A 14,619-nucleotide genomic window follows, 5' to 3' on the forward strand; every position below is an offset into this window, starting at 1 on the left:
CCTGCCCGTATTTTCCGACATTTTGCGGCGAGTCCAGACAGCGAGACAATGGAGAACCTATGAGCGACGTCAGCGCCAATCAACCGACGCCGGCCTACGGGCGCGTGCTTTTGAAAATTTCGGGCGAGGCACTGATGGGCGACCAGGGCTACGGGCTTCATCCGCCCACGGTCGAACGCATCGCGCGCGAGGTCAAGGCGGTCCGCGACATGGGTGTGGAAATCTGCATGGTGATCGGGGGCGGCAACATCTTTCGCGGGCTACAGGGCAGCGCGCAGGGCATGGAGCGCACCACCGCCGATTACATGGGGATGCTGGCCACCGTCATGAACGCGCTTGCGATGCAGTCCGCGCTTGAGGGTCTGGGGGTTTTCTGTCGGGTGATAACCGCGATCCGCATGGACGAGGTGGCCGAACCTTATATCCGCCGCCGCGCGGTGCGGCACCTCGAAAAGGGCCGGGTCATCATATTCGCGGCCGGTACTGGTAACCCCTACTTTACCACCGATACGGCCGCGACCCTGCGTGCCAATGAGATGGCCTGCGAGGCGATCTTCAAGGGAACCAAGGTGGATGGGGTCTACGACAAGGACCCTCTAAGGCATGCCGATGCGAAACGCTATGACGACATCACCTATGATGATGTCCTGCTGAAAAATCTCAAGGTGATGGATGCCTCTGCCATCGCGCTGGCCCGTGACAACGACCTGCCGATCATCGTGTTCAGCCTGGATGAACCGGGGGGGTTCCGCGGCATCCTTGCCGGGCAAGGCACCTATACAATCGTGCATGGTTAGCGGTATAGAGCCCCTCAGGCGCCGCAAGAACGAGAAGTGAAGACAATGGCCGAAGACGAACTGGAAATCGACCTCGACGACCTCACGCGCCGGATGGACGGTGCGATGGTCGCGTTGAAACATGAATTCTCATCCCTTCGGACTGGGCGGGCCTCGGCCTCGATGCTGGAGCCGGTGATGGTGGATGCCTATGGTTCGATGACACCGATCAACCAGGTCGGCACCGTCAACGTGCCCGAACCGCGCATGGTCACCATCAATGTCTGGGACAAGGCATTGGTGAACAAGGTTGAAAAGGCGATCATGGAATCGGGGTTGGGTATCAATCCGCAGACCAACGGCACGATCATCATGCTGCCGATCCCCGAGCTGAACGAGGAACGGCGCCGCGAATTGACCAAGGTCGCCGCGCAATATGCCGAACAGGCCCGTATCGCCGTGCGCAATGTGCGCCGGGACGGGATGGAACAACTCAAGAAGGCCAAGAATGCCGGCATGAGCGAGGATGATAACAAGGTCTGGCACGACGAAATCCAGGCATTGACGGACAAGCACATCGCCCAGATCGACAAGGCGCTGGAAACCAAGCAAGCCGAGATCATGCAGGTCTGAGGCAATCGGCCCCCCGTGGGCCGGGAAGGGGACGGCGTGGCCGCAAAGCACAGGACACAGGGCGGTCCGGCACATGTCGCGATCATCATGGACGGCAACGGCCGGTGGGCGCAGATGCGCGGCCGGCCGCGTCTTTTCGGCCACCAGGCCGGTGCGCGCCGCGTGCGCGAGATCGTCGAGGCCTGTCCTGACCTTGGCATTCGCTACCTGACGATCTTTGCCTTCTCGACCGAGAACTGGAAACGCACCCAGGCCGAGATTGCCGGGCTGATGATGCTGTTTCGGCGCTATATCCAGAAAGAGGCCGAGGCGCTGCATGCCGAGGGCGTGCGGGTGCGTTTCATCGGCGATCGTGACCGGCTTGACGCGAAACTGGTCTCGCTCATGCATTCGCTTGAGGAGCTGACCGAGGGCAACGACCGGGTTCACCTGACCATCGCACTGAATTATGGCGGGCGCGATGAGGTTGCGCGCGCGACCAGGCGGCTTGCCCACGAGGTTGCCGCGGGCCGTCTGTCGCCGGACGACGTCGATGCCGAGACACTGGCCCATTTCCTGGATACATGCCTGCTGCCGGACCCCGATCTGGTCATCCGCACCAGCGGAGAGGCAAGGATCTCGAACTTCTTGTTGTGGCAATCGGCCTATGCGGAATACGAATTCACGCCGGTCCTTTGGCCCGATTTCACCCGCGCCCATTTCGAGGAGATATTGAATGCCTATTCCACGCGCGAAAGGCGCTTTGGCGCGGTGAGGGCCTGATGGCGGGCAATTGGGAAGATCTGGGGCCGCGTCTGGCCTCTGGCGCGGGCATGGCGGCGCTGGGGATCGCGATGGTCTGGCTGGGCGGGCCCTGGTTTGCCGCGCTGGCAGCCCTGGTCAGTGGTCTCATGGTCTGGGAACTTGTGCGCATGACCGCGCCCGCGCAGCGCAAGACCGCGCTGCAACTCGGGATTCTGGCCGGGGCGGCGGTGCTGTCGGCGCGGGCTTTGCCGGGTCTTGTCGCGCTGCCGCTGCTGATGGTGCCGGTCGTGGCGGGGGCGGTCCAGTTGCGGCAGAACCGGGTTCTGTTCGGGGTATTCGCCGCTGCGATCCTGGCGGCGGGTTTCGGGCTGTCGCTGTTTCGGGACACCTATGGCATGGTCTGGCTGATCTGGCTGGTGCTGGTCGTGATTGCGACCGATGTTGCGGGCTATTTCGCCGGCCGGTTTATCGGAGGTCCGAAATTCTGGCCGCGCGTCAGCCCGAAAAAGACCTGGTCGGGCACTTTGGGCGGCTGGTTCGCGGCGATGCTGATCGGGCTTGTCTTCCTGAGTTTCACCAATGCCGGTCCTGACCTGCCATGGATCTCGATGGCGCTGTCGCTTGCGAGCCAGATGGGCGATATTGCCGAAAGCGCATTGAAACGCCGCATGGGCGTCAAGGACAGCTCGTCCCTGATCCCGGGCCATGGCGGATTGTTCGACCGGTTTGACGGGCTTCTGGGGGCGGCGCTGTTCATGCTGCTGGTGGCCCAGCTAGTATACGTTCCCGAAGTGAGGTTCTGAGAAAAGATGCGCAGGCGGATCACGATCTTTGGCGCCACCGGTTCGATCGGCGAGAACACGGTTGACTTGCTGACCCGGCAGGGTGGTGCGGCAGCCTATGATGTCGTCGCGCTGTCGGGTGGGCGCAACATTGCTCGCCTGGCAGAGCAGGCCAGGGATCTTGGGGCCGACCTTGCCGTGACCGCCTATCCCGAGCTTTATGGCGATCTCAAGGCCGCGCTGGCCGGATCGGGCGTCGAGGCCGCCGCAGGCGCGCAGGCGCTGGCAGAGGCGGCCGATCGCCCCTCGGACTGGATCATGTCCGCGATCGTCGGTGCGGCGGGGCTGGTGCCGGGACTGCGGGCACTGAAACACGGCACCACGCTTGCCCTGGCCAACAAGGAAAGCCTCGTGACAGCGGGACCGCTGTTGCTGGCAACCGCTGAACGGAACAAGGCGCGCATTCTGCCGGTTGACAGTGAACATTCCGCTGTTTTTCAGGCGCTGGTCGGCGAAGAGATGGAGGCGGTAGAGCGGGTCATCATCACCGCTTCGGGAGGGGCGTTCCGCGACTGGCCGATCGAGGATCTTGTCAGGGCTACACCGGAACAGGCCTCGTCACACCCCAATTGGGCGATGGGCCAGAGGATCACTGTCGACAGCGCCTCCATGTTTAATAAGGCTCTGGAACTAATTGAAACAAAAGAATACTTTGGTATAGATCCCGCCCGGATCGAAGCCGTTGTCCATCCTGAATCCCTTGTTCATGCGCTGGTTGGTTTCCGCGACGGGGCGATCATGGCACATGTCGGCCCGCCGGACATGCGTCACGCCATCGGTTATGCGCTTAACTGGCCCGAGCGGAACGAACTGCCGGTGGCGCGGCTCGACTTGGCGCAGGTCGGTCAACTGACCTTTCGCCCTGCCTGCGAAAAACGCTGGCCCGCGCTGCGCCTTGCGCGCGAGGTGATGGCCGCGGGAGGGCTGAGCGGTGCGGCCTTCAACGCCGCGAAAGAGGCCGCGCTTGACGCCTTCCTTGGCGGTCAGATCGGGTTCACGCAGATGGCCGAGGTTGTCGAGGACGTTCTTGATCGTCTTTCGCGCGATAGCGGCCTCACAAATGACGTGATCAGTCTTGAGAAAGTGCTTGAGGTGGACCATCTGGCACGGCAGACCGCCGCTGATGTGGTCCGGACACTCGAGCCGTAAGTCACAAAGGCCATCGAATTGGATATTCTGTCGTTGATCCCGTCTTTCGGGAGTGCTGCGTTCACTCTAGTTGCCTTCGTGGTTGCGCTGTCCGTCATCGTGACCGTTCACGAATACGGCCATTACATCGTCGGTCGCTGGTCCGGCATCCATTCCGAGGTATTCTCGCTGGGGTTCGGTCCGGTTCTGTTTTCGCGCAAGGATTCTCGCGGCACGAGGTGGCAGATCGCGGCCTTGCCGCTCGGGGGCTATGTCCGCTTTCTGGGCGACAGCAATGCGGCCAGCGGCAAGGATGAGGGCACGCTGGGTGAGATGGACGCGAAAACACGACGCAACACGATGCATGGCGCGCCGCTCTGGGCGCGCAGCGCGACGGTGGCGGCGGGACCGCTTTTCAATTTCGCCCTTTCGATTCTTGTATTTGCCATGGTCGCCCTTTTCCGCGGCGAGGCGGTCGAACCGCCAACCGTCGGCACGCTTGTCGATCTGCCCGAAAGCAGGCTGGAACAGGGCGGCCTCAGGGCAGGGGACCGTATCCTGGCGCTTGGTTCGGTCGAAACACCGGATTACGCGGCCTTCTACGAGGCGGTTGACGCGCTGCCCATCGGTGAGGTGCCTTTTTACAAGGTCGAGCGGGAGGGTGAAACCCTGCGCGTGCCGGGGCCCTATCCCTTTCCGCCGCTGATCCAGACGGTGCAGCCGGGATCGGCCGCCGCCCAGGTCGGACTCAAGCCGGGCGATGTCATCCTAGCGCTTGACGGGCAGGAGGTGAGTGCCTTTTCGCAGCTTCAGGCCGTCGTGGCCGAAAGCGGCGGCCGGGCGTTGGAACTGACCGTGTGGCGTGCCGGCGAAACGTTGCGTTTTGACCTGACGCCGCGGCGCGTCGACCTGCCGCTAGCCGATGGCGGGTTTGAACAGCGTTGGCTGATCGGGATGACCGGCGGTCTGTCTTTCGATCCCGCGACGCGTGTGCCAGGGGTGTTGGGCGCGCTGGGTTACGGGGTGGATCAACTGTTCCATATCATCCGCTCCAGCCTCTCTGGGCTTTACCACATGGTGATCGGAACGATCAGTTCGTGCAACCTGTCCGGTCCGCTTGGAATTGCGGAAAGTTCTGGTGCGGCTGCCAGCCAGGGCGTCGTCAGCTTCATCTGGTTCATTGGTATGTTGTCGACCGCGGTTGGTCTGTTGAACCTGTTCCCGATTCCTGTGCTCGATGGCGGTCACCTCGTTTTTTACGCCTACGAGGCCGTGACCGGGCGTCCGCCCAGTGACAAGGCGCTGCGCATGTTGATGGGGGCGGGCCTGGCGTTGATCCTGACGGTGATGGTTTTTGCCTTGAGCAACGACATCTTTTGTCCCTGACAGGCCCAAATCACGCCACATTCGTCGACTAGCGTCCGACACAGGCGCATTTGGGGGCGCCGGCGCACAGGGGCAGGAGGCGCAGATGCAATATATCCAGCACACCGTTCGCGGCTTGACGCTGCTGTTTGATATCAACTGGGACAGGATGCTCTTTCCGGTGGCGATTGCGCTCGCCCTCTTGGTGGCGGCCTTCCTTGGGTCGCTGTGAAACATCCTCGTGTCGGCAGGCGATAGAGGCCGCGCCAAAGGGAACGGTATTGGTGCTGCTGCGCTTTGACATCACGGGGCAATGCCGCTAGCAAGGCGGGGTAGTCATTGCGTCAGGGCGGAGTTTCGGATGAACCTGTATCGAGGCGCCGGAAACGCCGGAACTATCGGCGAGCGGCTGGCAAAAAACGCGTTCGCAATTATAATTTCTATTTCTGTTTCAATGGCCTTGGCGTCTATACCTCAGGCGGCGCAGGCGCAAAGCTACAGTTTTTCAACTGTCGAGGTTCAGGGAAATGCCCGCGTAGATGCGGCCACGATCGTCGCGTATGCCGGAATCGCCCGCAATGAAACCGTGTCGGCGGGCCGACTGAACGACGCCTATCGCAACATTGCCGCGAGCGGACTTTTCGAAACGGTCGAATTGATCCCCCAAGGTGACAAGTTGGTGATCGTGGTCACCGAATATCCAACGATCAACGTGATCGGGTTTGAGGGCAATGGCCGGCTCAAGGATGACGACCTCGCCCAGATCATCCAGTCCCGGTCGCGCAGGGTCTATTCCCCCAGCATGGCAGAGGCAGATGCCGCGGCCATTGTCGCGGCCTACGAACAATCGGGCCGCCTGGCCGCGACGGTTACCCCCAAGATCATCGAGCGCAGTGACAATCGCGTCGACCTGGTGTTCGAGATCGTCGAGGGCAAGGTCGTCGAGGTCGAACGCATCTCGTTTGTCGGCAACCGCTACTATTCTGAACGCCGCCTGCGCGGTGTTCTTGAGACCAAGCAGGCCGGCCTGCTGCGCAGCGTGATTTCCCGCGATACTTTCGTGGCCGACCGGATCGAGTTCGACAAGCAGGTGCTGCGCGATTTCTACATGTCTCGCGGGTTTGTCGATTTTCAGGTTTTGTCCGTCACACCGGAACTGACCCGTAACCGTGATGCCTATCTGCTGACTTTCAACCTCCGCGAGGGACAGCAATTCCGCTTTGGCGAGATAAGCACCGTGTCTGACCTGCCAGAGATAGACGCTGCCCTCTATGAGGATGCCGTGCGCATTCGACAGGGCAGCGTATATACCCCGATGGCGATCGAACAGGCGGTGACGCGCATAGAGTTGCTGGCGCTGCGCCAGGGGCTGAATTTCATCCGGGTCGAGCCGCGCATCACCCGCGACGACCGCAATCTTGCCCTTGATGTCGAGTTTGCCCTGGTCAAGGGGCCGCGGTTGTTCGTCGAACGCATAGATATCGAGGGTAACTCGACCACACTTGACCGCGTTATCCGGCGTCAGTTCAAGACGGTAGAGGGGGATCCTTTCAATCCCCGCGAGATCCAGGCCGCATCCGAACGCATACGCGCACTTGGCTTTTTCTCAAGTGCCACTGTGAATGCGCGCGAGGGTACCTCGCCTGACCGCATGATCGTGGATGTCGATGTCGAGGAACAGCCCACCGGGTCGCTCTCTTTTGGGTTGAGCTATTCGGCCGTCGACGGGGCCGGGGCGACCGTCGGCTTTAGCGAGAGCAACTTCCTCGGCCGCGGGCAGTATCTTGCCGCCTCGGTCAGCACCGGAACCGACGATGTAAACTCGCGCCTGGTCTTTGCAGAGCCAGCGTTCCTGGGCCGTGACGTGCGCTTTGGTTTCTCGACGACCTACGTCGAAACGAACTACGCCGACGAGGCATATTATGACACGCGCGACCTGTCGATTTCGCCCTCTGTCGAGTTTCCCCTGTCGGAAACGACACGGCTTGGCCTGCGTTATGCCGTAGGTGAAACCACGATCAAGAATTACACCGGCACCTCTCCGTTGCTGGCGCTGGAAACCGCGACGCAGGAAACGCTGTCCTATTCCAAGATCGGCTATAGCTATTCCTATGACAGCCGAGAGTCCGGCTTGGACCCGAACACCAATTTCCTGTTCACGTTCAACCAGGATTTCGCTGGCTTGGGCGGCGACATGGACTTTGTGGAAACCTCGGCCCTGGCAATGGCGCAGACCAGGCTGTTCCACGAGGAACTGACCTTGCGTGCCGAACTCGAGGGCGGGGCGCTGACCATGCTGAACGGTCAGACCAGCCGCGTATCGGAACGCTATTTCCTGAACGGCAAGATTCGCGGATTTGACAGCAACGGCCTTGGCCCGCGAGATGTATTCAGCGTTGATAACGAGGCCTTGGGTGGCAATACTTATGCCGTGTTGAGGTTGGAGTCCGAATTTCCGCTGGGCCTGCCAGAGGAATACGGCATTACCGGCGGATTTTTTGCCGATTTCGGTTCGGTCTGGGATCTGGACAATGACGGTGGATACGTGGATGACGGTTTCAAGCTGCGCTCGGTTATCGGCTTTGCGGTCTACTGGGACACACCGATCGGTCCGCTTCGGTTCAATTTCACCGATGCAATCCAGAAGGAAAGCTATGACCGAGAGCGCAATTTCGACCTGACGATTTCGACCAGGTTCTGATGCGGCGCGCGGCGCTCTTTGCCTGTCTCGTCTGGGCAGGGCTGTCGCATGGAACGTCCGCGATAGCCCAAGAGGCGCGTCCCCCCCTGCGAAGCCCGTTTGTCATTCTTGACGAGGCGCGCCTATTCTCGGATTCCCGCTTTGGACAAGAGTTGCTGGATCGGATCGAGGCGGAAACCGCCGCCTTGGTGGCCGAGAACCGCAAGATCGAAAACGAACTGTCCGTCGAGGAACGCGACTTGACCGCCCAGCGTCCGCAACTCGCCCCAGATGAGTTTCGAAAGCTGGCCGAGGCCTTTGATGACAAGGTTGTGGCGATACGCCGGGCGCAGGATACAAAGACGCGCGTCTTGGCGCAGAAACGCGAGAGCGCACAGCAGGATTTCTATCGCGAGGCATTGCCTTTGATCGCCGAACTGGTTGCCGAACGCGGCGCCGTTGCCGTGCTGGACCGAAGCGCGGTCCTGTTATCGGCCGATCAGATCGACATTACCGAGGCCGCCATCGCCCTGGTCGATGCACGGCTCGCAAAGGATCTCGCAACGGATGATGAGACCGGCGACGGTGAAGGGCCGCGAGGCGATGCCGTTCCCCCCGCGCCGGCCGACACCCCCTAGCAAAGCTTGTCTCCCGCAGGGGGAGTTGCTAGGTGCTGGCCGGGGCGCCAGTGCCCGCACCGCCAACCAAGGAGCCAGGCCGCGATGAGCGATACCCCCGTCCACGAAGCCGACATCCAGCTGATCCAGCGCATCATTCCCCACCGTTACCCGTTCCTGCTGATCGACCGGGTGACACGCATCGTTCCGAACCAGAGCGCCGTGGGCATCAAGAACGTCACCATGAACGAGCCCCATTTCCAGGGCCATTTCCCGGGCACACCGATCATGCCCGGCGTGACCATCATCGAGGCGCTGGCCCAGACCGCGGCGGTGATGGTGGGGATCTCGCTCGACATGGTGGACCGTGATCTGCTGGTCTATTTCATGGCCATCGACAAGTGCAAGTTCCGCCGCAAGGTGGTGCCCGGCGATGTTCTTGAACTGCATGTCACGGTAAAACGGGGCGGATCGAAGGTCTGGAAGTTCGAAGGCGTGGCCCGTGTCGGGGACGAAATGGCCGCCGAGGCTGAGTTCACCGCGATGATGGACCTGGGCCGGGAGTAGCGCCCATGTCCATCGATCCCAGCGCGCGCATCCATCCCTCGGCCGTGGTCGAGCCTGGCGCGGAAATCGGGCCGGGCTGTGTCGTTGGTCCGTTCTCGGTGATCGGTGGCCTGGTGCGGCTTTCCGAAGAGGTCGAGGTGAAAAGCCACGCCATCGTTACCGGCCTGACAGAGGTCGGGGCCGGAACGGTGATCTTTCCCTTCGCCAATATCGGCGATGTACCGCAAGACCTGAAATATCGCGGCGAAAAAACCCGGCTGTTGATCGGTGCGCGCAACCGCATTCGCGAGGGCGTGACGATGAATGCCGGTACAGAGGGCGGCGGCGGCATTACCCGCGTGGGTGACGATTGCCTGTTCATGACGGGGGCCCATGTCGGTCATGATGCACAGGTGGGCAACCGGGTCATAATGGCAAATAATGCCGCGCTGGCGGGCCATTGCATTATCGGCGACGAGGTCATCATTGGCGGGCTGTCGGGCATTCACCAATGGGTGCGCGTGGGCAAGGGTGCGATCATCGGCGCCGTCACCATGGTGACCAATGACGTGATCCCTTATGGGCTTGTGCAGGGGCCGCGCGGCACGCTCGATGGTCTGAACCTGGTGGGCTTGAAACGGCGCGGTGTCGACCGGTCAGAGATTGCGGCCCTGCGCGCGGCTTTTCAGACCCTGTCGGCGGGCGAGGGCGCCTTTGTGGACCGTGCCCGCCATCTGGGGCTTGAATGCGACAGCCCCCATGTGCGCGAGGTGGTCGACTTCATCCTTGCGCGAACCGACCGTTCTTTTCTGACCCCGCACCGATGAGCGATCTGACAGCGATCATCGCAGGGCGGGGGGCACTGCCCGCTCACCTGGCGCGCGTCATGGCGGCGCGCGGGCTACCTTTCCTCGTCGCCGAGATCGAGGGCGCCGGGATGGTCCCCGAAGAGGGATGGGAGGTGGTGCCCTTCGCGCTCGAACGCCTCGCGCTGCTTTTCGACCTGTTTCATGATCGCGGCGTGACACGCGTCGTGCTGGCCGGGGCCATGACCCGTCCCCGGCTGGAGCCCGAACGTATCGACCCGAAAACCGCGATTCTGTTGCCGCGTATCCTGCCCGCGCTGGGGCAGGGCGATGACGCGGCGCTGCGCGCGGTGATTGCGCTGATCGAGGAAGAGGGCCTTTGCGTGATCGGGGCCGAGACCGTTGCACCCGACCTTTTGCCCGACGCGGGGGTCTTGACCGCCACCCGCCCCTGTGCGGCCGATGAGGCCGATACCGCCCGCGCCGCCGCGATCGTCTCCGCCCTTGGGGCGGCGGATGTGGGACAGGGGGCGGTGGTGGCACAGGGTCTCTGCCTGTCGGTCGAAACGCTGCCGGGAACGGATGCGATGCTGGACTGGGTCGCCGAGATCGCAGGGGCCTGCCGTCCCGATCCCGATGGTCCGGGCGGTGTATTCTACAAGGCCGCCAAGCCGGGACAGGAACGCCGTGTCGATCTGCCGGTTATCGGACCGACCACCGTCGAGGCCGCTCATCGCGCGGGCCTTGCCGGTATCGCCATCGAGGCGGGCGGCGTCATGGTGCTTGATCCGGTGCGCACCTGCGCCCGCGCCGACGCGCTTGGCATGTTTTTGTGGGTACGCGCCCCATGAAATTGTTCCTGATCGCCGGAGAACCCTCAGGCGACGCCCTCGGGGCCGCACTTATGGCGGGGCTGAGACAGCTTGCCCCTGGGGTCGAGTTTCACGGGGTCGGCGGGCCGCTCATGCAGGCCGAGGGGCTAACCAGCCTGTTCCCGATGGATGAGCTGTCGGTAATGGGCATCGCCGAGGTGCTGCCGCGTTACCGCGCATTGCTGCGCCGGATCGACCAATGCGCGGGGGCTGTCCTGGATCTCGTCCCGGCGGCACTGATCACCATCGACAGCCCCGATTTCTGTCTTCGCGTCGCCCGCCGCGTCAAGGCCGTCAGCGATATCCGCACCGTGCATTACGTCGCCCCCACGGTCTGGGCCTGGCGTCCGGGGCGTGCCGCGAAAATGGCACGAGTCATAGACCAGGTGCTGGCCCTCTTTCCCTTCGAGCCGCCCTACATGGAGGCCGAGGGCATGCGCTGTGATTTCGTTGGCCATCCGGTCGTCGCCCAGCCCCGCGCAAGCGCCGCCCAGGCCACGGCCTTTCGTGCTGCGCAAGGCATCGCACCGGAGACACGCCTTGTGCTTGTACTGCCCGGATCGCGCAGGGGGGAGGTCGCGCGCCTGGCCCCAATTTTCGGCGCCGCGCTCGACCATGTGCTGGCCCGTCATCCCTCGGTGCGCATCGTCGTTCCCGCCGCGCCCGCCGTGGCCGAAGAGGTCCGCGCCCTTGTCGCGGAGTGGCCGGGCGCACCACTGGTTCTCGACCCGGCCGCGCCCGGTGCGGCCGACGCCAAACGCGCGGCTTTCGCCGCGGCGGACGTGGCGCTGGCCGCCTCGGGCACGGTCTCGCTGGAGCTGGCCGCCAATGCGACACCGATGATCATTGCCTATGACATGGCCTGGCTTAGCCGGCAGATCATCGCCCGCATGGTCAGGATCGACACGGTAACGCTGGTCAACCTTGTCAGCCAGACGCGCGCCGTGCCCGAGTTTATCGGCACTGCCTGCCGACCGGATCCGATCGCTGCCGGGCTCTTGCGCCTGCTCGAAGACCCGGCCGCGCGCAACGCTCAAGCCGTCGCGGCACAGCGCACAATGCAGCTTCTCGGACAAGGCGGTCCCGCGCCGGGTCTGCGCGCCGCCCGCGCCGTTCTGGAGGGGCTCGACGCGGCGGCCCCACGCGACTAGCTCTCTTTTCTTCTTGGTTCAAATACCCCTGTCGCGTCCGTGACACGGGCGCGATACCGATCAGGCTAGGATGTCCCGCGCCAGATCCACCCCCCGCCCAGAACCCGGCTCCCGCCGGTCTGGTAGAACACGCAGGCCTGGCCTGGGCTCACGCCTTCCTCGGGGGTCAGCAACTCGATCTCGGCCTCGGTAGCGGAGAGTGGGCGCAACAGCGCCTCGCGCGGGGGGCGGGTGGACCGGACCTTGACCGAGATATCCCATTGGGGCCGTGCGTCCAGCGGCTGATCGCCCAGCCAGTTGACCTCGCGCACCGGCACGATGCGGGTTGACAACAACTCTTTCGGGCCGACGATCACTTGCCGTGCCTCCACGTCCAGCCGCACCACGTAGAGAGGCTCTGCCAGGCCGCCGATGCCAAGACCCCGACGCTGGCCGATCGTGTAATGGATCACCCCCGAATGCAGTCCCAGGACACGCCCGTCGGCGTGAACGATTTCGCCCGGCTCGGCCGCGCCGGGGCGCAGCCTTTCGATCACGCTGGCATAATTCCCCTCGGGGACGAAACAGATATCCTGGCTGTCGGGCTTGTCGGCCACCGGCAGCCCGTATTTCGTCGCCAGTGCGCGCGTCGCAGCCTTGTCGGGCAGGTGCCCCAGCGGAAAACGCAGGTAGTCGAGCTGTTCACGCGTGGTCGAGAACAGGAAATAGGATTGGTCGCGCACCGGGTCGGCGGCACGGTGCAGCTCGGCGCCCATCGGTCCTGTCTTGCGCTGGATGTAATGGCCGGTGGCCATGCAATCGGCGTCGAGATCCCTGGCGGTTTCCAGGAGATCGCGGAACTTGACCCTTTCATTGCATCGGATGCAGGGCACGGGTGTTGCCCCGGCCAGATAGCTGTCTGCGAATTCCTCGATTACCGCGTCGCGGAAGGTGTTCTCGTAATCCAGCACGTAATGCGGAAAGCCGATGCGTTCGGCCACCCGGCGGGCGTCATGGATGTCCTGCCCCGCGCAACAGGCGCCTTTTTTCGCCAATGCCGCGCCGTGATCGTAAAGTTGCAGGGTAATGCCGATCACGTCATAGCCCTCTTCGGCCAATTGCGCGGCGACGACAGAGCTGTCGACGCCGCCGGACATGGCGACCAGAACGCGGGTGTCTCGTTCGGGCTTGGCAAAGCCCAGGGAGTTCAGCGGGCGGGCGGCGCTGGCATGGGGCATTCGGTCTCTCCCGGGAAGGTTCGACGGAATATAGGAAAATCCGACGTATTCTCAACCCCGGCCTTCATCGCCTCTTAAGGGCAGCCGCCCACGGTCTGCACAGCACAGGAGGTGAGGTGAATGTATCTCAAGCGTATCGACGGGCCGCGCGCGGTGACATTGCCTGATGGTAGAACGATGACCCGCGCTGATCTGCCGCCGGCGGACACGCGGCGATGGGTAGCCAGCCGAAAGGCGGCTGTGGTCAAGGCCGTTTTGGCGGGGCTGATCACGAAAGCCGAGGCACTGGACCGTTACGCGTTATCCGACGAGGAATTTTCCGGTTGGACGCAGGCAGTGAAAGATCACGGTATCGAGGGGCTGAAGGTTGGTGCATTGAAACTTTACAGACAACCCTAGATTGTGCATGTTGCGGTTTCAGGGGGGTAACGGGCAATTAACCTCCTTTCGCCAGGGTGGGCGGAGAACGAAAGCTGAACGGAGAGCGAGACATGCGCGTGCTTCTGGTGGAAGACGATCCAACCACTGCGAAAAGCATTGAAATGATGCTGACCCATGCGAACCTGAACGTCTATACGACGGATCTGGGCGAAGAAGGGATCGATCTTGCGAAACTTTACGATTACGATCTGATCCTTCTGGACCTCAACCTGCCTGATATGAACGGCCATGATGTGCTGCGCCAGTTGCGGCTGGCGCGGATCGACACGCCGATCCTGATCCTGTCGGGCGAGGGCGATACCGACAACAAGATCAAGGGGTTTGGCTTCGGTGCCGATGATTACCTGACCAAGCCCTTTCACCGGGAAGAACTGGTCGCGCGCATCCATGCCATCATCCGCCGTTCAAAGGGGCACGCCCAGTCGGTCATTCATACCGGGCGCATTGCGGTCAATCTGGATGCCAAGACTGTTGAGGTCGATGGCACGGCGGTTCATCTGACCGGCAAGGAATACCAGATGCTTGAGCTTTTGAGTCTGCGCAAGGGCACGACGCTGACCAAGGAAATGTTCCTCAACCATCTTTATGGCGGCATGGACGAGCCGGAACTCAAGATCATCGACGTCTTCATCTGCAAGCTTCGCAAGAAACTGGCCCAGGCCACGGGCGGCGAGACCTATATCGAAACGGTGTGGGGCCGTGGCTATGTGCTGCGCGATCCCGAGGCGGGGTCGGGCTCTGCTGGGCGGCTGGCGTTGGGGGCCTGAGCGCGGGACCGCTGGAAATTCGTCCCGCCGCTGC

At 62.7% G+C, this 14,619-nt stretch carries 16 protein-coding genes; 15 read left to right on the forward strand and 1 reads right to left on the reverse strand.

The window, feature by feature from the left end:
* Positions 1-59 precede the first annotated feature (59 nt).
* The 13 genes from pyrH to lpxB all read left to right on the forward strand — a co-directional run bounded on the left by pyrH (position 60) and on the right by lpxB (position 12,160).
* Positions 60-797: a UMP kinase gene (gene pyrH, locus EV663_RS03245; RefSeq protein WP_132950311.1), complete on the forward strand. Its 738-nt coding sequence runs from the start codon at positions 60-62 to the stop codon at positions 795-797.
* Between the two features lie 45 nt (positions 798-842).
* A complete protein-coding gene (frr, locus tag EV663_RS03250; RefSeq protein WP_132950312.1) occupies positions 843-1,409 on the forward strand; it encodes a ribosome recycling factor in 567 nt (188 codons plus the stop codon).
* 36 nt (positions 1,410-1,445) lie between these two features.
* Positions 1,446-2,171: a polyprenyl diphosphate synthase gene (gene uppS / locus EV663_RS03255; protein WP_279432534.1), complete on the forward strand. Its 726-nt coding sequence runs from the start codon at positions 1,446-1,448 to the stop codon at positions 2,169-2,171.
* Positions 2,171-2,956: a phosphatidate cytidylyltransferase gene (locus tag EV663_RS03260; protein ID WP_132950313.1), complete on the forward strand. Its 786-nt coding sequence runs from the start codon at positions 2,171-2,173 to the stop codon at positions 2,954-2,956. The genes uppS and EV663_RS03260 overlap by 1 nt, the downstream gene beginning before the upstream one ends.
* A 6-nt stretch (positions 2,957-2,962) precedes the next feature.
* Positions 2,963-4,144 carry a 1-deoxy-D-xylulose-5-phosphate reductoisomerase gene (dxr, locus tag EV663_RS03265; protein ID WP_132950314.1) on the forward strand — a complete coding sequence of 394 codons (1,182 nt, stop codon included), beginning with the start codon at positions 2,963-2,965 and terminating at the stop codon, positions 4,142-4,144.
* Positions 4,145-4,162: 18 nt separating this feature from the next.
* A complete protein-coding gene (rseP, locus tag EV663_RS03270; RefSeq protein ID WP_132950315.1) occupies positions 4,163-5,509 on the forward strand; it encodes an RIP metalloprotease RseP in 1,347 nt (448 codons plus the stop codon).
* Positions 5,510-5,594: 85 nt separating this feature from the next.
* Positions 5,595-5,720, forward strand: a complete 126-nt coding sequence (locus tag EV663_RS15945; RefSeq protein WP_279432535.1) for a hypothetical protein — start codon at positions 5,595-5,597, stop codon at positions 5,718-5,720.
* Between the two features lie 222 nt (positions 5,721-5,942).
* Entirely contained in the window at positions 5,943-8,189 is a 2,247-nt protein-coding gene (gene bamA / locus EV663_RS03275; RefSeq protein WP_132950316.1) for an outer membrane protein assembly factor BamA, read from the forward strand.
* On the forward strand, positions 8,189-8,806 hold the full coding sequence (locus tag EV663_RS03280) for an OmpH/Skp family outer membrane protein (protein WP_132950317.1): 618 nt from the start codon (positions 8,189-8,191) through the stop codon (positions 8,804-8,806). Before bamA ends, EV663_RS03280 begins: the two co-directional genes overlap by 1 nt.
* An 84-nt stretch (positions 8,807-8,890) precedes the next feature.
* Positions 8,891-9,352 (forward strand): 3-hydroxyacyl-ACP dehydratase FabZ, encoded by a 462-nt coding sequence (gene fabZ / locus EV663_RS03285; RefSeq protein WP_132950318.1) that lies wholly within the window; start codon positions 8,891-8,893, stop codon positions 9,350-9,352.
* Positions 9,353-9,357: 5 nt separating this feature from the next.
* A complete protein-coding gene (gene lpxA, locus EV663_RS03290; RefSeq protein ID WP_132950319.1) occupies positions 9,358-10,158 on the forward strand; it encodes an acyl-ACP--UDP-N-acetylglucosamine O-acyltransferase in 801 nt (266 codons plus the stop codon).
* The gene (locus tag EV663_RS03295) at positions 10,155-10,988 is read left to right on the forward strand and encodes an LpxI family protein (protein WP_132950320.1); all 834 of its coding nucleotides are present in this window, start codon (positions 10,155-10,157) and stop codon (positions 10,986-10,988) included. The genes lpxA and EV663_RS03295 overlap by 4 nt, the downstream gene beginning before the upstream one ends.
* A complete protein-coding gene (gene lpxB / locus EV663_RS03300; RefSeq protein WP_132950321.1) occupies positions 10,985-12,160 on the forward strand; it encodes a lipid-A-disaccharide synthase in 1,176 nt (391 codons plus the stop codon). The genes EV663_RS03295 and lpxB overlap by 4 nt, the downstream gene beginning before the upstream one ends.
* Before the next feature lie 65 nt (positions 12,161-12,225).
* On the opposite strand, the gene mnmA is transcribed toward lpxB, so the two are convergent.
* Positions 12,226-13,377 carry a tRNA 2-thiouridine(34) synthase MnmA gene (mnmA, locus tag EV663_RS03305; protein WP_132950322.1) on the reverse strand — a complete coding sequence of 384 codons (1,152 nt, stop codon included), beginning with the start codon at positions 13,375-13,377 and terminating at the stop codon, positions 12,226-12,228.
* Positions 13,378-13,497: 120 nt separating this feature from the next.
* Here mnmA and sciP point away from each other — a divergent pair, with 120 nt between their 5' ends.
* Together sciP and ctrA are read left to right on the forward strand one after the other, a co-directional pair.
* Positions 13,498-13,776, forward strand: coding sequence for a CtrA inhibitor SciP (sciP, locus tag EV663_RS03310; RefSeq protein WP_132950323.1), 279 nt, complete (start codon positions 13,498-13,500; stop codon positions 13,774-13,776).
* A 92-nt stretch (positions 13,777-13,868) separates the two neighbouring features.
* Positions 13,869-14,585 (forward strand): response regulator transcription factor CtrA, encoded by a 717-nt coding sequence (gene ctrA / locus EV663_RS03315; protein WP_132950324.1) that lies wholly within the window; start codon positions 13,869-13,871, stop codon positions 14,583-14,585.
* Positions 14,586-14,619 lie beyond the last annotated feature (34 nt).

This window comes from Rhodovulum bhavnagarense (genome assembly GCF_004343505.1).
In the GTDB taxonomy this organism is placed as follows: Bacteria; Pseudomonadota; Alphaproteobacteria; order Rhodobacterales; family Rhodobacteraceae; genus Rhodovulum; species Rhodovulum bhavnagarense.